Origin of the sequence: Sporobacter termitidis DSM 10068 (assembly GCF_900130065.1) — a bacterium.
Classification (GTDB): Bacteria; Bacillota; Clostridia; order Oscillospirales; family Oscillospiraceae; genus Sporobacter; species Sporobacter termitidis.
Genome location: NZ_FQXV01000015.1, coordinates 22927 through 42385, shown reverse-complemented (window position 1 = coordinate 42385; position 19459 = coordinate 22927). Strand labels below are relative to the sequence as shown.

25 protein-coding genes are annotated in these 19459 nt (G+C 57.0%); 9 read left to right on the top strand and 16 right to left on the bottom strand.

Annotated elements, in window-relative coordinates; translation table 11 throughout:
* Nucleotides 1-9: 9 nt before the first annotated feature.
* From BUB60_RS16990 to BUB60_RS16975, 4 genes are all read left to right on the top strand, one after another.
* Nucleotides 10-1230, top strand: coding sequence for an alginate O-acetyltransferase AlgX-related protein (locus BUB60_RS16990; RefSeq protein ID WP_084726578.1), 1221 nt, complete (start codon nucleotides 10-12; stop codon nucleotides 1228-1230).
* Nucleotides 1220-2014: an amidohydrolase family protein gene (locus BUB60_RS16985; RefSeq protein WP_073081788.1), complete on the top strand. Its 795-nt coding sequence runs from the start codon at nucleotides 1220-1222 to the stop codon at nucleotides 2012-2014. The genes BUB60_RS16990 and BUB60_RS16985 overlap by 11 nt, the downstream gene beginning before the upstream one ends.
* Before the next feature lie 95 nt (nucleotides 2015-2109).
* Complete coding sequence (locus BUB60_RS16980) at nucleotides 2110-2499, top strand: helix-turn-helix domain-containing protein (RefSeq protein WP_073081785.1); 390 nt, start codon at nucleotides 2110-2112, stop codon at nucleotides 2497-2499.
* Between the two features lie 13 nt (nucleotides 2500-2512).
* Nucleotides 2513-3103, top strand: coding sequence for an ATP-dependent Clp protease proteolytic subunit (locus tag BUB60_RS16975; protein ID WP_073081781.1), 591 nt, complete (start codon nucleotides 2513-2515; stop codon nucleotides 3101-3103).
* A gap of 341 nt (nucleotides 3104-3444) precedes the next feature.
* On the opposite strand, the gene BUB60_RS16970 is transcribed toward BUB60_RS16975, so the two are convergent.
* From BUB60_RS16970 to BUB60_RS16955, 4 genes are all read right to left on the bottom strand, one after another.
* Nucleotides 3445-3927: a GNAT family N-acetyltransferase gene (locus tag BUB60_RS16970; protein WP_073081778.1), complete on the bottom strand. Its 483-nt coding sequence runs from the start codon at nucleotides 3925-3927 to the stop codon at nucleotides 3445-3447.
* A 27-nt stretch (nucleotides 3928-3954) separates the two neighbouring features.
* Nucleotides 3955-4422 carry a GtrA family protein gene (locus tag BUB60_RS16965; protein WP_073081775.1) on the bottom strand — a complete coding sequence of 156 codons (468 nt, stop codon included), beginning with the start codon at nucleotides 4420-4422 and terminating at the stop codon, nucleotides 3955-3957.
* Between the two features lie 111 nt (nucleotides 4423-4533).
* Nucleotides 4534-5730: an EAL and HDOD domain-containing protein gene (locus BUB60_RS16960; protein WP_073081772.1), complete on the bottom strand. Its 1197-nt coding sequence runs from the start codon at nucleotides 5728-5730 to the stop codon at nucleotides 4534-4536.
* A gap of 34 nt (nucleotides 5731-5764) precedes the next feature.
* Nucleotides 5765-6838, bottom strand: coding sequence for an NAD(P)-dependent alcohol dehydrogenase (locus BUB60_RS16955; protein ID WP_073081769.1), 1074 nt, complete (start codon nucleotides 6836-6838; stop codon nucleotides 5765-5767).
* Nucleotides 6839-7011: 173 nt separating this feature from the next.
* On the opposite strand from BUB60_RS16955, the gene BUB60_RS16950 reads away from it, so the two are divergent.
* Complete coding sequence (locus BUB60_RS16950; protein WP_073081766.1) at nucleotides 7012-7569, top strand: flavodoxin family protein; 558 nt, start codon at nucleotides 7012-7014, stop codon at nucleotides 7567-7569.
* A 74-nt stretch (nucleotides 7570-7643) separates the two neighbouring features.
* Here BUB60_RS16950 and BUB60_RS20680 read toward each other — a convergent pair whose 3' ends face one another.
* The 5 genes from BUB60_RS20680 to BUB60_RS16925 form a co-directional block, all read right to left on the bottom strand.
* Nucleotides 7644-8315, bottom strand: a complete 672-nt coding sequence (locus BUB60_RS20680) for an FMN-binding protein (RefSeq protein WP_242941234.1) — start codon at nucleotides 8313-8315, stop codon at nucleotides 7644-7646.
* A 1-nt stretch (nucleotide 8316) separates the two neighbouring features.
* Nucleotides 8317-8952 (bottom strand): TetR/AcrR family transcriptional regulator, encoded by a 636-nt coding sequence (locus BUB60_RS16940; RefSeq protein WP_073081763.1) that lies wholly within the window; start codon nucleotides 8950-8952, stop codon nucleotides 8317-8319.
* A 218-nt stretch (nucleotides 8953-9170) separates the two neighbouring features.
* Nucleotides 9171-9677: a nitroreductase family protein gene (locus BUB60_RS16935; protein WP_073081760.1), complete on the bottom strand. Its 507-nt coding sequence runs from the start codon at nucleotides 9675-9677 to the stop codon at nucleotides 9171-9173.
* Between the two features lie 117 nt (nucleotides 9678-9794).
* Entirely contained in the window at nucleotides 9795-10604 is an 810-nt protein-coding gene (locus tag BUB60_RS16930) for an alpha/beta fold hydrolase (RefSeq protein WP_073081757.1), read from the bottom strand.
* Nucleotides 10605-10698: 94 nt separating this feature from the next.
* Nucleotides 10699-11394, bottom strand: a complete 696-nt coding sequence (locus tag BUB60_RS16925) for a DUF554 domain-containing protein (protein WP_073081754.1) — start codon at nucleotides 11392-11394, stop codon at nucleotides 10699-10701.
* Nucleotides 11395-11554: 160 nt separating this feature from the next.
* On the opposite strand from BUB60_RS16925, the gene BUB60_RS16920 reads away from it, so the two are divergent.
* From BUB60_RS16920 to BUB60_RS16905, 4 genes are all read left to right on the top strand, one after another.
* A complete protein-coding gene (locus tag BUB60_RS16920) occupies nucleotides 11555-11815 on the top strand; it encodes a hypothetical protein (RefSeq protein ID WP_073081746.1) in 261 nt (86 codons plus the stop codon).
* Between the two features lie 233 nt (nucleotides 11816-12048).
* The gene (locus BUB60_RS16915; protein WP_073081743.1) at nucleotides 12049-12420 is read left to right on the top strand and encodes a hypothetical protein; all 372 of its coding nucleotides are present in this window, start codon (nucleotides 12049-12051) and stop codon (nucleotides 12418-12420) included.
* Between the two features lie 55 nt (nucleotides 12421-12475).
* The gene (locus BUB60_RS16910; RefSeq protein WP_073081740.1) at nucleotides 12476-13156 is read left to right on the top strand and encodes a response regulator transcription factor; all 681 of its coding nucleotides are present in this window, start codon (nucleotides 12476-12478) and stop codon (nucleotides 13154-13156) included.
* Complete coding sequence (locus BUB60_RS16905) at nucleotides 13153-14286, top strand: sensor histidine kinase (protein ID WP_073081737.1); 1134 nt, start codon at nucleotides 13153-13155, stop codon at nucleotides 14284-14286. Before BUB60_RS16910 ends, BUB60_RS16905 begins: the two co-directional genes overlap by 4 nt.
* A gap of 110 nt (nucleotides 14287-14396) precedes the next feature.
* Here BUB60_RS16905 and BUB60_RS16900 read toward each other — a convergent pair whose 3' ends face one another.
* The 7 genes from BUB60_RS16900 to BUB60_RS16870 all read right to left on the bottom strand — a co-directional run bounded on the left by BUB60_RS16900 (nucleotide 14397) and on the right by BUB60_RS16870 (nucleotide 19380).
* Entirely contained in the window at nucleotides 14397-14681 is a 285-nt protein-coding gene (locus BUB60_RS16900; protein WP_073081734.1) for a helix-turn-helix domain-containing protein, read from the bottom strand.
* On the bottom strand, nucleotides 14674-15039 hold the full coding sequence (locus BUB60_RS16895) for a type II toxin-antitoxin system RelE/ParE family toxin (protein WP_073081731.1): 366 nt from the start codon (nucleotides 15037-15039) through the stop codon (nucleotides 14674-14676). The genes BUB60_RS16900 and BUB60_RS16895 overlap by 8 nt, the downstream gene beginning before the upstream one ends.
* 88 nt (nucleotides 15040-15127) lie before the next feature.
* Nucleotides 15128-15484 carry a DUF1634 domain-containing protein gene (locus BUB60_RS16890; RefSeq protein ID WP_073081727.1) on the bottom strand — a complete coding sequence of 119 codons (357 nt, stop codon included), beginning with the start codon at nucleotides 15482-15484 and terminating at the stop codon, nucleotides 15128-15130.
* The gene (locus tag BUB60_RS16885) at nucleotides 15484-16314 is read right to left on the bottom strand and encodes a sulfite exporter TauE/SafE family protein (protein ID WP_242941233.1); all 831 of its coding nucleotides are present in this window, start codon (nucleotides 16312-16314) and stop codon (nucleotides 15484-15486) included. Before BUB60_RS16885 ends, BUB60_RS16890 begins: the two co-directional genes overlap by 1 nt.
* Before the next feature lie 128 nt (nucleotides 16315-16442).
* Nucleotides 16443-17351 carry a DMT family transporter gene (locus tag BUB60_RS16880; protein WP_073081721.1) on the bottom strand — a complete coding sequence of 303 codons (909 nt, stop codon included), beginning with the start codon at nucleotides 17349-17351 and terminating at the stop codon, nucleotides 16443-16445.
* A 69-nt stretch (nucleotides 17352-17420) separates the two neighbouring features.
* Complete coding sequence (locus BUB60_RS16875) at nucleotides 17421-18638, bottom strand: aldo/keto reductase (protein ID WP_073081718.1); 1218 nt, start codon at nucleotides 18636-18638, stop codon at nucleotides 17421-17423.
* Nucleotides 18639-18648: 10 nt separating this feature from the next.
* On the bottom strand, nucleotides 18649-19380 hold the full coding sequence (locus BUB60_RS16870; protein WP_073081715.1) for an MBL fold metallo-hydrolase: 732 nt from the start codon (nucleotides 19378-19380) through the stop codon (nucleotides 18649-18651).
* Between the last annotated feature and the right edge of the window lie 79 nt (nucleotides 19381-19459).

Sequence of the window (19459 nt, the reverse complement as noted above, 5' to 3'; positions counted from 1 at the left end):
GACTGCTGTATGAAGCTGCAAAAAACCGTGAATATCCTTTTTATGCTGTGCTTTCTTGGTTTTCTGTTCATCGGCATGGCCGTCACCGTCGTCAAGCCGAAGGACAACGCCTCGTATTTTGAAAACAGGACGCTGGCCGCCGTCCCTGATTTAAGCCGCCAGTCGCTTTGGAACGGCAGCTGGTTTTCCGGCTGGGAATCGTACCTCAAGGACCACGCGGCGGGCCGCGAGACGCTGCTGAAAACCGCCACGTATCTCGACCTGTTTGTCATAAAGCGCCCCGTCGTCAACAACATCGTCGTCACGGACAGGCTGCTGCTCAGCTACAACGCCTACAAGCCGGTCGACCTCGAAGAAATCGCCGAGGATTCGCAAAAAATGACCGACAGCCTGGAGACGTTCAATCAGATCGTCGCGGAAAACGGCGGCGTCTTTTACTATGTGGCCGTACCGGGCCAGACGGCGTATTTCAGCGGCGATTATCCCGCCTACCTGAACAGCCAGGCGGCGTTTACGGCCGCGGCGCTCGCCAGCTTCAAGGCGGACATGTCCTCGCGCGGGTTAAAGCTCATCGACATGGGCGACGTCTTCGACGCGATGGGCCGCCCGGCGGGTATGTTCTCCTCCACCGACCATCACTACACCTTTGACGGCGCGTTCGCCACCTACAGGACGATCATGGAGCGCCTCAACACGGACGACCGGCTGGCGCTGCCCATCCTCTCCCCTGACGATATCACCGTCAAAACCGTGGAGAACCCGTTTATCGGCTCCCGGGGGCGCGAAATTTTCAATATGCTCCCCACGGATGAAAAGCTCAAAATCGCCGTTCTCAAAAAGGACATCCCGTTCACGCGGACCGACGACGGCAAGGACGGGGCGCCCCAGGTCTACGCGCTGCCGCAGAACACCTGGGACACCGTGAGCTACACCGTCTACATGGGCGGCGACGTGGGCGAGACCGTCATCAAAACAGACCGCCCGGACCTCCCCAATGTCCTCATCTGCGGCGACAGCTACACCAACGCCGTGGAAACCCTTTTATACACCGGCTTCAACGAAATGCGCTCCCTCGACCTGCGGTCTTATACCGCCGGGTCCCTGGCGGACTACGTGCGGGACTACAAGCCGGACGTCGTCATTCTTTTGCGCGATTATTCCGTGCTCCTGTCCTCCGACGGGAACGGCAATGTTCTAACGATACCCGGAGGAGAATATAATGCTCATTGATTTTCATACCCACGTCTTTCCCGATGCGCTGGCCCAGCGCGCTCTCGGCGCTCTGGTTGAAAATATCGACGGGGCGTTCAGGCCCGTCACGGACGCCACGGTTTCCGGTCTTCTGGCGCACATGGCCACAAGCGGCGTGGACGTCTCGGTCGTCCAGCCGGTCATCACAAAGCAAAAGCAGCTTTACGCGCTGAACACCTGGGCCGCGAGCATCCGCTCGGACAAAATCGTCCCCTTCGGCGGCATCTACCCGCATACCGACGACTATAAGCGGGACATTGACTTTGTGGTCAGCCTGGGGCTCAAGGGGCTTAAATTCCACTGCGAATATCAGGACTTCATCATCGACACGCCGGAGATGCTCCGGATTTACGATTACGCCCTGAGCCGCGGGCTCATTCTCCTGCACCACGCCGGGTTCGATCCGGGCTACAAGGGGCCGCTCAAATCGAGCCCCAAGCGCTTTGCCAACATCGTCGACGCCATGAAGGGCGGCGTCATTATCGCGGCCCACTTCGGCGGCCACGGCGAGTGGGACGACGTGGAACGGTACCTTGTGGGAAAGGATATCTATCTGGACACGTCTATGGGCTTTGAGTATTACCCGCAGGACCAATTTCTGCGGATCGTTAAAAATCATGGGGCCGACAAGGTCCTCTTCGCCTCCGATTCCCCGTGGAGCAACGCGAAAACCGAGCTGGAGCACCTCCGGGCACTCCCGCTGGGCGACAGGGAAAAGGCTTTGATCCTCGGTGAAAACGCGCGGCGCCTGCTCGGCATCTGACAGGCTTATTTCGCGGAGACGGTAAAAACAGCAAAAATAATCAAACGGCGCGCCGCGGCACGCCGTATAATCGGAGACAGTGAGGTGTAGATTCGATGGAACATAAGGAAGACATCCGCCGTCTGCTCGACTATATCGAGCGCCATCTGAGCCGGAAGCTGGAGCTCGAGGAGCTGGCCGGGATCGCGTTTTTGTCCAAATACCATTTCCACAGGCTCTTCCGCCAGGAAACGGGCGAGTCCGTCACGAGCTATATCCGGAGGCGGCGCATGGCCCGCGCGGCGGCTGAGCTCGCCACGACCGGGGACAGGATTCTCGATATCGCGCTCCGGTACCAGTACGGCTCCCACGAGGCCTTTACAAGAGCTTTCAAGCGCATCTACAGCCTGACGCCCGAGGAGTACCGCCGGCAGCATACGGCCGCGCGGCATATCGGGCATCATCACGGCGCCGGCGGCACGACGATGTGCGCCAGGGCGGCGTAATTTCGGAGGTTTTATGAGCAATCTTGTACCCGTCGTCATTGAGCAGACCTCCCGCGGGGAGCGCTCCTACGACATCTTTTCGAGGCTTCTCAATGACAGAATCATCATGCTGAACGATCCGGTCAGCGACCAGACGGCAAGCCTTATCGTGGCGCAGCTGCTGTTTCTGGAATCCTCGGACCCCGATAAGGAGATTCAGTTTTATATCAACAGCCCCGGCGGCTCGGTCACCTCGGCCTTTGCCATCTTTGACACGATGCGCTACCTGAAATGCGAGGTATCGACCATCTGCGTCGGCCTGGCGGCCAGCGCCGCCTCTCTCCTTCTGGCGTCCGGGACGAAGGGCAAGCGGTTTGCCCTGCCGAACTCGGAGATCATGATCCACCAGCCCTCCGCCTCCGGCATCCAGGGCCAGGCCACCGATATCATGATCCACAGCCGATGGATGGAAAAAACGAAGCAGAAGCTGAACGCCATCTACGCCGACCTCACCGGCCAGCCCGCGGAGCGGATCGCCGCCGATATGGAACGCGACTTCTTCATGTCGGCCGACGACGCCAAAGCCTACGGCCTGATCGACGGGATTTTGGAGAAAAGAGTTTAAGACAGCAAAAGCAGGGCGCTCTCCATGCGGGAGCGTCCTCAGACTGTCGGTAAAGCCTTTCGGGCTTTACCCGACAAAAAGCCGCATGCAGCTCGCTCAGCCGCTCCCCGCATGAGAAGTGTCATTTCCGACGTACACGCCGCCGGAAATGACGGATTTCACCTTATTGCCGCCGTGCGCGGCGGCAATTCTGCGAAGCTTTTTTGCTGCATATGAGTTTTTCGACAAGCTAAGGACGCTCTCCGTGAGGGAGCGTCCTGTTTTATAACGGAACATAAAAAATTGCTGACGATGGGCGATCTGTGATCGCCTGCCGTTCCTTTCAAAGGCAGCGGAAATCTTTATAAATCTTCCGCCAATTTATTGATTGAATCTGTATTCAATCTATAAATTGTCCAATCCTCCATGGGCCGGGCGCCCAGGGAGAGGTAAAAATCGATGCTGGGCCTGTTCCAATCCAGGCAGGACCATTCCAGGCGGCCGCAGCCCCGGTCGCGGCAGAGACCGGCGATGTGCTTGAAAAACGCTTTGCCATAGCCCTTTTTGCGATGCTCCGGGCGCACATAGATATCTTCTATGTAGATGCCCGCCCGGCCCAGAAACGTGGAGAAATTGTGAAACAGCAGCGCGTAGCCGACGGGCGCGCCGTCCTCTTCGCCGATCAGCGCCTCAGCGCGCTGCCTTTTGAATATCCATTCAGTCAATATTTCTTCCGTCGCCGTCACCTGGTCTGAAAGCTTTTCGTATTCCGCCAGTTCCCTGATAAAACGGAGGATCAGCGGGATATCCGCCTCGACGGCCGGCCTGACGTGCATTTCGCTCATTTCTGTCTCGTACTCCCTATATCTTGTTTAATCGGTGTTTGAAGCGCCTGTTCCGGTCTGCCTCTGCGCCTGTTCGTTGGTGTTGATCGAATTTCTGAACACGACGAAACGGTCGAACAGAAATTCCGTAATGAAATTGATAACCATCGTGCCGAAAAGCACAAGGAATTCATTCCAGCCGCGGCCTGTCAGCTTATCTCCCCACCAGGTCGACAGCGGCGTGAAGACCGCATAGTAGCCGGCGACCTTTATCATGGCCAGCGGGAAATTCGTCACCGACCTGAAGGTGAAGCGCCTGTTCAGCGTAAAATTATACAGGACGGACAGGACGAGCGCGACAAGATATTTCGGCCAATAATTGAGTGCCGTCAGTTGACCGAGCGCCGTAAAGCTCAAAATCTGGATGACGCCCGCGCTGATGGAGAATAAGGTAAATTTTATAAACTGGACGGCGTATTGCTTCGCCGTCAGTGCTTGTGTCGGTTTTTCAGCCATATTATCCCGCTTTTCATCGTTGTCCGGACCCGGAGTATATTATAGAGCCTGCCCGTGCCGGATAGCAAGTTGTCAGAACAGAAAATCTGTTCGTCGTCTTCCCTCTTTTGGCTAAATGTCAAAGGATTCTGCCCATTTCAGCGCCGAAAGATAAAAATTCATCATCCGCTCCTGCTCCGGGTAGTCCGGATTGTACGCCCGGTCAAATTCCTCCCAGCGCCCCTGTTCGTAAAGCCGGACCATGTCCAGGAGCAGATTCAGGCTGCCGCCCTCCCCAAGGAGCGCCTTTTTAACGGCGTCGGTCAGCGGCAGCTCCTCCAGTATTGCCGCCATGCTGTTGTTCAGTATGACATCAAGCAGCGAAAATATCCCGGTGAAAAAAGCCTCCGAGCCCTTCTGCGGCATTCTGTTGAAGCCCGCCAGCAGATCCATGAATTTTCCCCGGATGAGCGCGCGGCGTAAAAGCTCGCTGTTGTCGGCGCTCTGCAGCTGCCTGATGATAAAGGTAGACATCAATTCATTGAGCTCCTTGAGGCCCAGGATCGTGATGGCCTGGGAGATCGTTTTGACCTTGAATTTCGGCGCGACGTACGCGGAATTGACGCGCCGCAGGAGATTGTAGGCGAGGTTCAGGTCGTGCTCGATGAGCCTTGTGATCTCCTTGAAGCTCGGCTCCGGTGCCCCAAGCTCGGAGATCACGCGCAAAACCGGCGGGCTGAAGGAGTACAGGACGCTTTGCCGGCCGGACAGCGGCTCCATAAAAAAATCGCCCTGAAAATACTCGCAGCCGGCGGCAAAAGCCTTTTTATAATTCTCCCAGGTGTCCACGCCCCGGGCGTAATACCGCGGCAGGTCCTTACCGGAAGCGGCGCGGTCCGGCGGCGTGTCCGCACTCAAGGCTGAAAAGTCCAGCCCGGCCAGGTCGGCCAGCTGCATGACGCGGGGGCTCGGGTTCTCCGTGGCGTCGCTGAGGACCCTGTAGCCCTGGGCTTTGATTTTTTTAATATCCCGGAGGGCGTCTGCCTCGCTGTTCTCGGCGCCGTCGTAGTCGATCACGACGTATTTTCTCGGCAGCAGCGGAATCAGGCTTTCAAACAGCTCCTCCGGAAAATCAAGGATCGCCAGCGGCCTGGCCGGCGTCTCTTCAAAACCCGGAAAACACAGCTGACGGTACAGCGCCTCGGCGTCGTCCGGCTCGCGGTACTGTCCGTAGAATCTATCCCTGAGGCTCCGGCAGAGCTCCAGCTTATATCCGGCAACGCCTCTCTGGCGGTTGAAAACCGGATGCCTCGCGATATAAAATTTCATTCCAACGACTCCTTCAAATACGCGGCGCGGCGCTTTATGCCTGCATCACCAAAACAGGCTTGACGACCTCAAATGCCTCCGCTTTCCTGAAGGCCTCGTTAATATCCTCGAATTTGAAGAAGGTGAGCATTTCCTCAAACGGGAATCGCCCCTTTTTCCAGTAATCGATCATCCTCGGGATAAAAACCTGCGGGACGGCGCAACCCTGGATGATCTCATCCCAGTGCTTGCTTTCGGCGGAAGCTTCCCGGTCCACCCGCGGCCGGCCGGCCGCGGCCACGCCGCAGCCCCTGCCGCCCGGCAGGAGGCATGACATGGCGACATTCATAAGCGCCATGCTGCCGGTCGTATCAAGGGCATACCGGATGCCGCCGCTGATCTGCAGGATCTCTTTTCTGACGTCGCGGACAGCGGCGCTGTTCACCGTGTGCGTCGCGCCGAATTTCCCGGCCAGGGCGAGGCGGGGCTCCAGCCTGTCCACGGCGATGATCGGCGCGCAGCCGGCAATGCGCGCGGCAATTACTGCCGAAAGGCCGACGCTGCCCGTGCCGAAAATCGCGATGGCCTTGCCGGGGCGCGGCTTCAAGTAATTCAGCACGGCGCCGGCGCCTGTCTGGACGCCGCAGCCCAACGGCCCCAGCAGCTTCAGGTCCGCGTCCTTCGGGACCTTGACGGCGCTGCTTTTATGCACGACGGAAAACGTGGCAAAGCTGCCCTGGCCGAAAAACGGCGTGACGATACGCCCGTTATACCGCAGCGGGATCGTCCCGCGCAGCCTGTCCCCCATGAACAGATCGCTGAAATAGACGCAGTCGTAGGGCCTTGAGTCCCTGCAGGCCTCGCAGGCGCCGCAGGACGGGTAGGATAAAACCACATGGTCGCCGAGGCGCAGGTCCCCCGCGTCCGGGCCGACGGCCTCCACGACGCCGCTGCCCTCGTGGCCCAGCACCATCAGGCCGCTGCCGTTCATCATCGCCATATCCGTGTGGCAGACGCCGCAGGAAACGATTCTCACCAGGACCTCCTCCGGCCCGGGCCTTCTGAGCTCCAGCGGCGCGATCTCAAACGACCCGCCGTATAACGACGGGATCGCCGCTTTGATCACCATAACGGCACCACTCCCGTAAAATTATGATCGTTTACAAACCGCATCGGTGCTATAATGGAAACGAAACACAAGCCCCAAAGCAGTCGTGTAAGAACGAATTCATTATAACGTCTTGTCCAGCTTTTTCATATATTTTTTTGCGAAAAAAATATGATACTTAACGGAGGTCTGATATGAAAAAAATCGTTGTTCTGAACGGCAGCCCTCATGCCCACGGCTGCACGGCGGCACTGGCGGAGAAAGTCGTCAAGGCCGCGGAGCAGCGGGCCGCGGAGGTCAAGACCTATCATCTCAACACCATGAACATCAAAGGCTGCCAGGGCTGCTTCCGATGTCAGCAGACGGGCCGGTGCGCCACGGAGGACGATATGCAGCCCATTTACGACGACATCGCCGCAGCGGACGGCATTGTCCTGGCTTCTCCCGTCTATATGTGGTCGATGAGCGCCCAGCTGAAAGCGGCCGTGGACCGGCTTTTCGCGTTTCTGCGCCCCGAGCACCAAAGCGCGCTGACTCCCGGCAAAAAGGTCCTGCTCCTCTTCACCCAGGGGCAGAACGACACGAACATGTTCCGCCATTATTTCGAGCACGTGGGCAAAAACATGCAGTTCATGGGCTTCGGCGATTACGATATCCTCGTGGCCGGCGGCACCCACGTGGCCGAACACGTCTACAGCCAGAAGGACGTGCTGGAGGACGCCGAACGCCTGGGCAAATGGCTGAGCGAATAAGCACCTACAAACGATAAACCGCTGCTTTCGCAGCGGTTTTTGTCTATCCCGGTATGAATTGTCATTGACGCCATTCACCCTATCCCCTGCGCCAGCGCGTTTTCGGCCGCCTTCCTGATCACCTTGCTTGAATTCGTGGCGCCGCTGACGGCGTCCACGTCGAGCGACTGCGCCGATACGATCTCGCCTGTTATTTTTTCAGCGGGCGTTCCCCTTTCGTTCCTGTGCTCCAGAATATCCACGGACAGGATTTTTCCGTTTTTCACCGTGACGCTGACCTTCGCGTAAATATAGCCCACGTCGCAATCACCCTCATAGACGCCGTCCGCGACCCGGCCGACGTCAATATCGGAAAACGTGATGGAGGCCACGGCCTTTTGATAGGCGGCAAAGCTCGTGACGCCCAGCACGATATGCAGGGTCAGGCAAAGGCAAATCACCGCCGCGGCCGCTCTGTGGATTTTCAGCCATTTCCTGCCCAGCTTTTTCATGAACACACGGCTCAGCACGGCGGCCAGGATACAGGCAAGGAGTACAAATCCGGCAATATACATGCCGGGAGGGCGCTGGTGCATCAGCTTCCAGACAAGAATCGCGTGGACGGAGGAGACGGCCAGCAGCGCCAGACCGGCTGCTTTGTGGATTTTCAGGGCGGAGGCGTCCAATCTTTTGTACGGGAGCCGCTTCGTGATGAATTTTGCAGCCGTCAGCAGAAACAGGGCGGCGGTAATATAACCTAAAACCATTTCAGTCGCCCGCTTTCAAGGAGTTCAGCAGCATCCGAAAGCTGTCGTCCAGATATTCCCGCTTATTTATCTGAAGCTTTTTCAAATATTTTTCCTTTTGCCCGGCCATTTTGATAACGCCGCAGAGGCTCGCCCACATCGTCAATATCGTGGGCACAGGCTTCAGCCCGGCGCGCAGGCCACCGCCCTCCATCCCCTTGATGAGCAGGGCCGACAATACGCCGTTGATTTCCTCGCCGACGTTATAGATGTCCCGCAATACGGGGTATCTCTCGAAATCCTCCTCGTCCACGCTGATTTCGTCCGAGATGCTGTTGAAATAAAGCGGATACTCCCGCTGAAAGCCGGTCAGTTCGCGGCATATCGAAAAATAGTTTTCCTCAAAGCCCGCCCCCGCCCTGACCGCCGCCATAAGCCTGTCCCGCAGCAGGACCATGCTCTCCAGCAAAATGCGGTGATAAATTTCATCCTTGCTCTTGAAATAAATATAAATGGTCGATTTGCTGTAATCGGCTTTTTTCGCAATATCGTCCATCGTGGTCCCGGCAACCCCGCGCGTTTCAAAAAGGATTTTGGCCGCGTTCATAATATTGCCGCGGTTGAATTCCGTCAGCATCTCCCGTTTGCCGCCCGCCATCGTATATCACTCCTTATCAAACCTTTATTATAATTATCGTACTATTAGTTCGATTTCTTGTCAAGCGAATTTCCTGAAAAGGCAGTTACGTTCAGGCGATCACAGATCGCCCCCACGGGGTATTTTACATTAATGGCGTAGGGGCGAACACAGTTCGCCTGCGGTCCTTTCATACTTGCTATAAAAATCGCCGCGGCTTACCGCGGCGATTTTTTGCCTCAATATTTTTCGTAGCTGACGATCTCTTTCAGTTCCTTTCGGGGACGGGGCTCCGGCTCCTCCGCCGGATAGCCGAGGGGCGTGAAGGCGATGACGCTGACGTCCTCCGGAATGCGGAGCGTCTTTTTGACCTTGTCGGCATAGAAATGCCCAAGCCAGCAGGTGCCGAGGCCAAGTTCGTGCGCCTCCAGGATCATGTACGACATGGCGATGGCGCAGTCGACCGTGTCGGTAGGCTGGCCGCAGTCCATTATCCGCTTCTTTGTGCCGCAGGCGACGATGGCACAGGGCGCCTCGCCGACGGAGGGCTGTCCGTCGGCCGCCTCCATCAGCTTTTGCAGCTTCTCCTTGTCACGCACGACGATAAACCTCCAGTTCTGGGCGTTGGTCGCCGACGGAGAGCGCCGCGCCGCCTCCAGCACAAGGTTCAGCTTCTCCTCCTCGATGGGTCTGCTGCTGTATTTGCGGACACTGCGCCGCGTTTGGATCGCTTCCATGACATCCATGGTTATTCCTCCGTTGCAGTCAGGGTTTGTTTGCCCGGCGTCGCGCGCCGGACGCCTTATATCCGCATCGTATCACGGATTCCTGTATTTTTCCACCACGAATTGCCGCCTTGACGTTTATCCGATAAACGCCGTGAGCTCGTCGTTGAGCTTGTCGCGCTCCTCGTAAAAGAGGCCGTGGCCGCTGTTTTCAAAGGGGACGAGCTTGGCGTTCGGGATGGTCTGGTGCATGACCTCGGCCAGCTGATACAGGCAGACCTGATCGTGTATCCCGTGGAGAATGAGCGTCGGGACGCCGATCTGCTTCAGATCATCCATCAGCCACGCGTCCCGGAAGGTCAGGGCGCACTGGGCGGTGGCCCAGCCGGAGGCCTCCAGGCCGAGGTCGACGAACCAGTCTAAAAAGGGCTGCGGCAGGTGCTGATAGAAAAACTGTTTGCTGAGGTCTGTGAGCATCGACGGCCTGTCGTTCAGCGAGTTCTGTATGATGTCGGTAACGTTTTCCTTCGGCAGGCCGTAAGGAAAATCCGGACGCGTGGTGACGCTCGGCGCCGCCGCGCCGAAGAGCGCCAGCTTGTTCACCCCGTGCCCGTTGTGGCGGGCCATATAGCGGATCGCCGTGGCGCCGCCCATCGAATGGCCGGCCAGCACAAAGTTGTCGAGCCTCAGCGCGTCCACGACAGCCCTCAGGTCGTCGGCAAGGATATCATATGTATACCCGGTAAACGGTTTCCCGGACCTGCCGAACCCGCGGGTGTCCATGCCGATGCATCTGTAGCCGCGGTACGGCAGCTCGACGTACTGATACTCGAACGCCTTGTGGTTGAGCGGCCAGCCGTGCAGGAACAATATCGTCTGCCGGCCTGTCGGGTTGATTTCATGGACGTAAATATCCGTATCCTGGCTGCCCCGGACCATCATTTCCATATCGTTACCCCCAATAAAAATCAGATATTCATATCAGTATATTCATTATTTTTATCGGGCAGTAATTTTACGGCGCAGGGACGGACAATTTTTCTTAATGAAACAGCGTGACGAGCCAGCAGAGGACCGGCGCGAAGACGATGGCCGGCAGGTAGTTGGCCACCTTGATCTTCGTGACGCCGAGAATGTTGAGGCCCAGGGCGACGATGATAAGCGACCCGGCGCACGTCATCTCATTGATGGCGGACGCCGTCAGCACCGGCCGCAGGTATTGCGCCAGCAGCACGATCGCCCCCTGGAACACAAAGACGAAGGCGGCCGCGCAGATAACGCCGATGCCCAGACTGACGGAGAGGATGGCCGACGAGACGAAATCGAGGACCGATTTCGTAAAGAGCATCTTGTTGTCCCCGGTCAGCCCGGCGTCCAGCGACCCGACGATGGTCATCGCCCCGATGCAAAAAAGCAGCGACGCCGTTACGAACCCTTCGGCAACCGACACCGAGCCGTACGCGGATTTTTTAAACCGCCTGCCGATGAGCTCCCCCAGCCCATTGAGACGACGGTCCAGGTCCAGCGCCGTCCCGAGGACGGCGCCGAGAACGATCGAGCCGATCAAAATAAGCGTGTTTTCCCCCTTGAGGGCGCCGGAAATGCCGATATAGACGGTACAGAGCCCGATGCCGATCATCACGGCGTCCGTCAGCTTTTTGGGAATACCCCTTTTAAAAATCAAACCGATCAGGCTGCCGATAATAACGGTCGCCGTATTGACGAGGACACCGATCATGCCACTGCTCCTTTGTACAAAAATTTAATGCAGTGTCATTTTAAAGTACCGGTATCTTTCTGTCAAATAGTGCCGCAAAAAATGATGGTTTGTTGTAAAAGCAACAGACTTTTCCCGTCGGCGGCATTATAATAAAGCCAACGATAAGGAGGCGAGCGTTATGCTGGGTGGCTGCCATGGAACGGATAAACTGAAAACCCCGACGCTGGAGATCAAGATTTGCCCGCAGTGCGGCAATGAAATCGAGATCTTCTCCACCGACACAGAGATGGCCTGCGACAAGTGCGGCTATGTCGTTTATAACGATATTCAGTCCTGCGTCAAGTGGTGCAAATACGCCAAGATGTGCGTCGGCGAGGAGCTGTACAACAAGCTGATGAACGCGTACAGCGCCGACAAGCCGGCCAACAAGGAGTCGTAGCATCCGCTTTAAGTCAATAAGCAGAAAGATTCTTCGGGGCGCAAGGCCCCCTGGAATGGCACCCCCATTGCCATTCCGGGCCAAACGGCTGCGGGCCGGTCGGCGAAGAATCTTTTTTTGTCGTGCGCTCTTCCAGTCGAATCCTAACGATATTTCAACCGTCGGCTTGTTATAGTAAGTCTGCCGGTTGCAACCAAAATTTAAAATTTGAAATATCGAAAGGAGCTTTTATAATGTTAATCAGCAAGAAAAAGATCATCGGCGCCGTCATGGCCGGGACGCTGGCCTTGGGCATTCTGGGCGGCACCACGGCGTTTGCGGCGGGAGGCGTCTCCCCTTCCCTCGCCGCCGTCCCCGGCGTCGATGTGAGCGCCATTGCCGCCACCGCCCGGCCGGGCACGGCGACAGCCGTGGGAAAAGCGGAAATCTCCGGCCTGGAAAACGCCGCGACGGCCCCGGGCGTCTCACTGACCGCCGTCCCCGGCACGGACCTGAGCAAGGCCCTGGCCGACGCCGTTATTTTGCCGTCCAGCGCGCTGACAGTCGCCGAAGGGGATAATCCCATCGCCGGCGCGGAGAACGCCACTACCGCCCCGGCAAAATAATCACACAAAAAAAGAGCGGCCGGCGTTTTGCCGGCCACTTTTTTAAAGGAGCATCATGAAAATACTGCTTGTTGAGGATGAAGAGGAATTATCCGATATCGTGGCCCGCGGGCTCACAAAATGCGGCTACGCCATAGACAGGGCGTACGACGGTGAGGAAGCGCTGGACTACTACCGGGTCGTCCCCTACGACGTGATCGTGCTCGACCTGAACCTGCCGAAGGTGGACGGCCTGGATGTTTTGCGGGCCATCCGGCTGAAGGACAAAAGGACGAAAATACTCATCCTCTCCGCCCGCAGCGATGTGGCCGACAGGGTGCTCGGCCTCGACCTGGGCGCCAACGATTATCTCACAAAGCCGTTCGACTTTCTCGAACTGGAGGCGCGCATCCGCACCCTGACGCGCATTGCGTATATCCAGCAGGGCAACGTGCTCACCTGCGGCGAGCTGCGCCTGAACATGGCCTCGCGGCTGGTGGCCTTTGGAGACGTCAAAATGACACTGACAAAAAAAGAATTCGCCATCCTGGAATACATGATGCTGAACCCCGGCCAGGTAATGCGCACCGAGCAGCTCGTCGACCACGCCTGGGGGAGCGATGAGGACCTGTACCCGGACACGCTGAAATACCATATCCATTCGATCAAAAAGAAGCTGACGGAAGCCGGCTGTAAAAAGCCGCTCATCGCCAATGTTCGCGGGATGGGTTATAAAATTGGGGAGGCTGACACATGAACACCCATAAAAAGCTCTCGTTAAGGATGCGCATCACGCTGCTTGCCGGTACCATTTTGATTCTTTGCTCAGCCATACTGACAATCACCGCCGCCTACAACGCCAATCATCAGTTCGATCAATTCTCGACAGCAACGCTTGCGTCGGCAAGCGTTGTCCAGGGTGAAGATATCTATTTGAATATGGATGCGAAACCCTTACCGGCGGCAATGCTGACGGCGGCAAAAAAAGACTTCAATACGACGAGCATTTATTTTCTCGCCGCCGTCTCCGTGTTGGGCACGCTGCTTGTCTATTGGGTGGCCGGCCGGTCGCTGCGGCCGATTCACCGCCTGAGCGAAACGGTTAACGCCATCACCGGCGACAATTTAAAGCGGCGCATCCCCGACGATAAAGGGCACGACGAGGTGGGCACGCTGGGCCGCTCCTTCAACATCATGCTGGACAGGCTTGAAAAATCCTTCTTAATGCAGAAGCGCTTTTCCGCCAATGTGGCCCACGAACTGAAAACGCCGCTGGCGACCATTAACGCGGGCATCCAGGTGCTCCGGCTGGACGAGGCCCCGTCGGTCGCCGACTATGAAAAAATCCTGGCGACAACGGAGCGGAATGTCGCCAGGCTGATAGGTGTCGTCGACGATCTGATGGCGCTGTGCTACGAGGACGAGGATTTTTACCTGTCGGACATTGCTCTCAGCGAGATGTTCGAGGCCGTCCGCGCCGAGCTGGCCTCAGTGCTGGACGCAAAGCGCATCGAAACCGATATTTCCTGTAACGGCATCTCGGTGCGCGGCAATCCCGAGCTTTTATACAGGGCCTGCTTCAACCTCGTTGAAAACGCGGCGAAATACAACGCCGACGGCGGGAAAATCACAATAACCGCCCGGGCAGCCGGCGGGGCGCGTCAGATCGTCATCGCCGACACGGGCAGCGGTATCCCGGAAGACGAGCTCCAAAACATCTTCGAGCCCTTTTACCGCGTGAACAAATCCCGGTCCCGCAAAACGGGCGGCGCCGGCCTTGGGCTGTCGATCGTCAAAACCATCATCGAAAAGCACGGCTGGGACATCAGGGCGGACAGCGCCCCGGGACAGGGCGCAGCCTTCACCATTACCTGCCCCGCAAAATGACAGCACCGCCGTCCGCGCGGCACGATACAAAAAAGGGGCGGATATGGATTCCGCCCTAACCTACGCAACACAAAAGCAGTATCACGATAGATACTGCTTTTGTGTTGCGTTCAGTTAATCGTAATATGGATTTCCTTACCAAGGCTGCGGACTATTTTAGTGACAAAATCCAGTGAAGGGTTGTAAGCGCCGCTTTCAAAACGGGATATATTGGATTTTTGTGTCCCGACGCGTAATGCAAGCTCTTCCTGAGTAATATTTAACTGATTCCGAGCATCAATGATTTGGGCGATCAACTCATACCGCGGTTTTAATTTTTCATATTCTGTCTTAAATTCCTCGTCTTTCATCAATCTTGCTTTAATATCTTCAAATTTTACTCCTGCTTTACTCATCTTGACACCTTCTTTCATAATCTATTTTATAGCTCAATGCTTTTTCAAGCTCTTGTTCAGGCGTTTTATTTGTTTTCTTTACAAAGCCATGCAGCAGTATAAAGGTATCTTTTTCATATAGAAAGTAAAATATCCTCGTAATATCAGATGAGAACTTCACCCGTAGTTCAAATAATCCTTTATAGCGTTCACCCTTGATTGCGGACGAAAAGGGTTCACGGATATTGATGCCAAGCTTCTTAAGCAGCAATATATCGCTGTATGCTTTTGCGCGAAGCTTTGGAGTCAGTGACAATAAAAAATCTTCAACAGGGATTTCGCCGTTTTCCTTTTGGTAGAATTCTATTTCCCAATCCACCCCACCGCCTCCCTAAATATTATATGTCTGTTATAACAATATGTTATCACATACGATAACATTTGTCAATAAGTCCGATAGCCTCGGTTTATTCCACCTTTCCGAGGAGCAGGCTCACGATCAGGACCAGGAACACAAACGTGGTGATCGCCACGTACAGGCTGTCCTTTTCCCGGATGAAGACGATGACCGAGACGCCGACGCGGAGGATCGGCGTCAGGATGAGAATAAAGAGGCCCAGCAGGATGATGGCGTAGGGCTTAAAGGCGGCGAGGCCCTGCAGGATAACCAGCGGGTCTGTGGGGAACGCGTCGCCCCCGTAACCCCCGGTACCGGTGGCCAGGTACAGGACGAGGCCGATGAGGATAATGGCGGCGCTCAAAAGGACGCCGGCCTTTAAAAGCTTGGCAATCGTCAGCTCGGTGCGCTCAATGTCTTTTTTCATCAGAGCATTACCCCCTTAACGATCATCTGGATCGACACAAACGCCAGGACCGGCACGAAAATGAGCCGCAGGAGGCGGCTGCTGGCCCGCTGCATCACCCGCGTCCCGACGGTGGCGCCCAAAAGCACGCCGAGCGCGACGGGCGCGGCAATCCTCGGGTCGATATCGCCCCGGAAGAAGTAGACGCCGGCGCTGGCCGCCGCCGTCACGCCGATCATAAAGTTGCTGGTGGCGCTGGAGACCTTTAACGGCAGCTTCATGAACAGGTCCATGCCCATAACCTTTAAAGCGCCGCTGCCGATGCCCAGCAGGCCCGACACCGTCCCGGCCACGTACATCATGCCCAGCCCGCCGAAAACGCCGGTGACCTGATAGGGCACCGTCTCGTTGGTGTTCTTATCGAAATAAGAGCTGTTGAGCCGCAGCCTTTCGGCCCACGGGTGTGTGACGACGTCCTTTTTCTGGCCGCTCCGGAGCTTTAGCAGCATCATGACGCCGGAATACAGCATCAGGAGCCCGAAAATCACGTATAGGTATTTCGGATTCAGAATGCCGCCCAAAAACGCGCCGGTGATCGCGCCCAGCGTCGTCCCGATCTCCAGAAACATCCCGATGCGGATGTTGGTCAGGTTGTCCTTCAGGTACGCGATGGCGGCGCCGCTGGAGGTGGCGATGACGGAGATGATGCTCGCGCCGATGGCGTACCTGATGTCGATGCCGAAAAGCAGCGTCAGCGCCGGCGTGACGATGATGCCGCCTCCCAGCCCCAGCAGTGAGCCGAGAAAACCGGCCACTATGGCGATGAGTAAGATGATCAGTGCAGTTTCCAAAACCTCGCTCCTTAACAAGAAAAAATTATTGTCCCGGCTCTATTATTCTTCGACGATATGCTATCCTGTAATGATATTTCGAGGGAGGGATATTATGTATATCATCGCCCTTCGCTGAGCCGGCGGGCTTATTCGGCGTGTTCAGCGGCGGGCGCGGCGCTCCGGCGCTTCTGCCACCGCCCGCCCAGGTTGAAGAGCACGAGGCCGGCAATGATGACCAGGCCGCCGATAACCGTCGGCAGGCGCACCTCCTCCCCGCCGATCACGACGCCCATGACGGAGGCGAGAAAGGGCGTGACGAACATATAATTCGTCACGGAAGACGTCTTTTCCGCCCGGGCCAGCGCCATTGCCCACGCCAGATAGGCAATCGCGCTGGACCCCACGCCGAGAATAATGAGATACACCCATTGGATGGCCGGGGCCGTGGCCGCCTGCGCGATGGAGGACGGCAGGAACACGCCCAAAAGGAGTGTCCCCGCGAAGATGCTGAAGGCCGACGTCTGCAGCGGGGAATACGTTTTTGTGAGCTTCCGCTGCAGAATATTGAAAAGGCTCAGAAACACCACGGCGGCCAGCAGCCACAGGATGCCCGCATTCACCGCCAGTCCCCCGCTCAGCGCCGTCAGCACGACGACCCCGGCGAAAGAGACGCCGGTCGACAGCCACTGGACAACCGTCAGCCGCTCGCGATAGATAACGCGCGCCATGACCGACGTCACCACGGGCACGATGGCGATGATGACGCTGGAGGTGGAGGAGTTCACCGTCTCGCAGCCGGTGTTGAACGCGATCATATAAAGGGTAAAACCGCACGCGCCCGCCGCCAGGAACCATAAGAGGTCCCTCGGCGCGGGCCGTTTCATTTTATTGAAGAGGATCACGGCGAGCATGACAACAGTCGCGATGATATACCGCAAAAGGCCCAGCGCGTAAGCTGAAAAGTGCGCCAGCGCCAGGCGTGAGAGCACATAGGCGCAGGACCAGAACACGATGGTGATAATGGCGTAAGGGTGAAAGCTGTTTTTAAACTTCATGGATACCTCAGTGCTTATTCCCCGGCGGGCAAATAGTGCCTCAGGGGCAGTAATATTTTAGGCGGATGCTTAATTTTCGGGCCGCTGATTTTTTCTCCCGCCCCTCAGCTTCATGTAGCCCTGGATCGCGCCCACGGCGGGCTTGAAATAAAACCTTTCGAATTCCCGGGTCACGTCGCTCAGATACTGGCGGATCGGCAGGCTCTGGGGGCACTTTTTCTCACAGGCACCGCATCCCTTGCAGAGAGACGCGTAGGATTTCGCGCCGCCGTCAAAGCCCGACGTGCGGATAATGTAGGAGGTCTCCCTGTTGAGGCCCTTGTGGAGGAGCTTGTCGTTATAGATCGAAAAGCAGCCCGGGATATCCACTCCGGCGGGGCACGGCATGCAGTAGGCGCAGCCGGTGCACGGCACCTTGGCCTTTTTGGCGATGGTCTCCTTGACGTCCACGAACATCCGCAGCTCCGCCTCCGTCAGGGATTCCGGCGTTATCTTTCCGGCGATGCGGAGATTTTCCGTGATCTGCGCCTCGTCGTTCATCCCCGACAGCAGCAGCGACACCTCCGGATGGTTCCAGACCCAGCGGAGGCCCCATTCGGCCGGGGAGCGCTTTACCGGCGCCCGGTCAAAGATGTCCGTCACCTCGGCCGGCAGCTTATTTACAAGATAGCCGCCCCGGAGCGGTTCCATGATGGTAACGCCAAGGCCCTTCGACGCGGCGTACTCCAAGCCTTCCCTGCCCGCCTGGTTATTCTCGTCGAGATAGTTGAACTGGATTTGCGCCATGTCCCAGGAGTAATCGTCCACGAGCTTTATAAACTGCTCCTTCGGGCCGTGGGAGGAAAAGGCTGCGCGCCGGATTTTGCCCGCCGCCTTCGCTTTTTCCAGAAAATCCAGGGCGCCCAGCTGCTTGAGCCGCTCCCAGGCCTGAAACGACATGAGGTTGTGCATCAGGTAATAGTCGATATGATCGGTTTTGAGCCGCGTCAGCTGCGTGTCCAGCAGCTTTTCCATGTCTCTTTGGGAATTGACCTGCACCGGCGGCAGCTTTGTGGCGATAAAGACCTTGTCCCTGTAGCCGTTGGACAGAATTTTCCCCACCAATGCCTCGTTGCCGAAATAGAGGTACGCCGTGTCCACGTAGTTGACGCCCCGGTCGATGGCCGACAGGAGCTGCCGCTCCGCCCGCCCCTCGTCGACCCTGGACCCGGTTTTGGGAAAACGCATACAGCCGTAGCCCAATATGGAAACCTTGTCCCCGGTTTTGCCCATTTCGCGGTATAACATCACGATCTCCTTAAAATAAGCCGGGCGCCCCGCCCGTTTTTCCGGCCTCTTTCCAATAGTCGAAAGCCGCGTTGAAATCCTGGGTATAGCCGCTGTGGGCGGTGAAAACGTAGTCCACGTTTTTAAGCCCTGCCAGCTTACGGATGGATTCCTTCTGCGTTTCGTAATCCATGGTATAGTGCTTGCCGGCGTAGGCCTGGCCGTCCTTCAGCTTACAGGTGTCGCCCAGGAAGAGATACGTCCCGTCCACGAGATACGCCATGGAGCCCGGCGTGTGGCCCGGCGTCGCGATGGCCCGGACGCTGGTCGGCCCCACGGTGACGACGTCGTTGTCCCGGAGGAGCAGGTACGGCCGGCGGAGCCTCGGGCTGCGGATGGCGCTTTTCAGCGGGCGTATGCCCCGAATCAGCGGTTCCTCGTCCTCGGACAGATACACCGCGGCCCTCTTGAACAGGCGGAGACCCCAGACGTGGTCGATATCGGCATGGGTCAAAAAGACATGCGTGACCCTTTCCGGGTCGATATTCAGGCTCTTGAGCTCTTCCCGGCTCAAAAACGGCCTGTAGCCCGTATCGAAGCAGATGAAATTTTCCCCGCTGCGGAAAACGTAGAAGTTCGCCGTGTCTGTCTTGAAAACATAGATCTTATCGGTGATCCTCCCTGTTTCCAGCGCATGCAGCGTATATTTTCTGTCGATGGCTTTACTGAGCCAGCCGGTGATCCGATCTCCCAGGCGCACCATCCCGGATACCACCCCATTATGCTGTGATGCTTCAATTATAGCCCGATTTTCCGTCATTTCAAGTTAAAACTCCGTATAT

What these genes read in the sequence shown, in the direction of transcription:
- BUB60_RS16970 (WP_073081778.1), bottom strand. Translation starts at nt 3,927, where the DNA reads ATGAGCGAAATGCACGTCAGGCCGGCCGTCGAGGCGGATATCCCGCTG.
- BUB60_RS16930 (WP_073081757.1), bottom strand. Translation starts at nt 10,604, where the DNA reads ATGGAAATGATGGTCCGGGGCAGCCAGGATACGGATATTTACGTCCAT.
- BUB60_RS16960 (WP_073081772.1), bottom strand. Translation starts at nt 5,730, where the DNA reads ATGAAATTTTATATCGCGAGGCATCCGGTTTTCAACCGCCAGAGAGGC.
- BUB60_RS16980 (WP_073081785.1), top strand. Translation starts at nt 2,110, where the DNA reads ATGGAACATAAGGAAGACATCCGCCGTCTGCTCGACTATATCGAGCGC.
- BUB60_RS16940 (WP_073081763.1), bottom strand. Translation starts at nt 8,952, where the DNA reads ATGGCGGGCGGCAAACGGGAGATGCTGACGGAATTCAACCGCGGCAAT.
- BUB60_RS16920 (WP_073081746.1), top strand. Translation starts at nt 11,555, where the DNA reads ATGCTGGGTGGCTGCCATGGAACGGATAAACTGAAAACCCCGACGCTG.
- BUB60_RS16955 (WP_073081769.1), bottom strand. Translation starts at nt 6,838, where the DNA reads ATGGTGATCAAAGCGGCGATCCCGTCGTTATACGGCGGGTCGTTTGAG.
- BUB60_RS20680 (WP_242941234.1), bottom strand. Translation starts at nt 8,315, where the DNA reads ATGGTTTTAGGTTATATTACCGCCGCCCTGTTTCTGCTGACGGCTGCA.
- BUB60_RS16985 (WP_073081788.1), top strand. Translation starts at nt 1,220, where the DNA reads ATGCTCATTGATTTTCATACCCACGTCTTTCCCGATGCGCTGGCCCAG.
- BUB60_RS16965 (WP_073081775.1), bottom strand. Translation starts at nt 4,422, where the DNA reads ATGGCTGAAAAACCGACACAAGCACTGACGGCGAAGCAATACGCCGTC.
- BUB60_RS16950 (WP_073081766.1), top strand. Translation starts at nt 7,012, where the DNA reads ATGAAAAAAATCGTTGTTCTGAACGGCAGCCCTCATGCCCACGGCTGC.
- BUB60_RS16915 (WP_073081743.1), top strand. Translation starts at nt 12,049, where the DNA reads ATGTTAATCAGCAAGAAAAAGATCATCGGCGCCGTCATGGCCGGGACG.
- BUB60_RS16990 (WP_084726578.1), top strand. Translation starts at nt 10, where the DNA reads ATGAAGCTGCAAAAAACCGTGAATATCCTTTTTATGCTGTGCTTTCTT.
- BUB60_RS16890 (WP_073081727.1), bottom strand. Translation starts at nt 15,484, where the DNA reads ATGAAAAAAGACATTGAGCGCACCGAGCTGACGATTGCCAAGCTTTTA.
- BUB60_RS16905 (WP_073081737.1), top strand. Translation starts at nt 13,153, where the DNA reads ATGAACACCCATAAAAAGCTCTCGTTAAGGATGCGCATCACGCTGCTT.
- BUB60_RS16935 (WP_073081760.1), bottom strand. Translation starts at nt 9,677, where the DNA reads ATGGATGTCATGGAAGCGATCCAAACGCGGCGCAGTGTCCGCAAATAC.
- BUB60_RS16975 (WP_073081781.1), top strand. Translation starts at nt 2,513, where the DNA reads ATGAGCAATCTTGTACCCGTCGTCATTGAGCAGACCTCCCGCGGGGAG.
- BUB60_RS16900 (WP_073081734.1), bottom strand. Translation starts at nt 14,681, where the DNA reads ATGAGTAAAGCAGGAGTAAAATTTGAAGATATTAAAGCAAGATTGATG.
- BUB60_RS16925 (WP_073081754.1), bottom strand. Translation starts at nt 11,394, where the DNA reads ATGATCGGTGTCCTCGTCAATACGGCGACCGTTATTATCGGCAGCCTG.
- BUB60_RS16870 (WP_073081715.1), bottom strand. Translation starts at nt 19,380, where the DNA reads ATGGTGCGCCTGGGAGATCGGATCACCGGCTGGCTCAGTAAAGCCATC.
- BUB60_RS16880 (WP_073081721.1), bottom strand. Translation starts at nt 17,351, where the DNA reads ATGAAGTTTAAAAACAGCTTTCACCCTTACGCCATTATCACCATCGTG.
- BUB60_RS16875 (WP_073081718.1), bottom strand. Translation starts at nt 18,638, where the DNA reads ATGTTATACCGCGAAATGGGCAAAACCGGGGACAAGGTTTCCATATTG.
- BUB60_RS16910 (WP_073081740.1), top strand. Translation starts at nt 12,476, where the DNA reads ATGAAAATACTGCTTGTTGAGGATGAAGAGGAATTATCCGATATCGTG.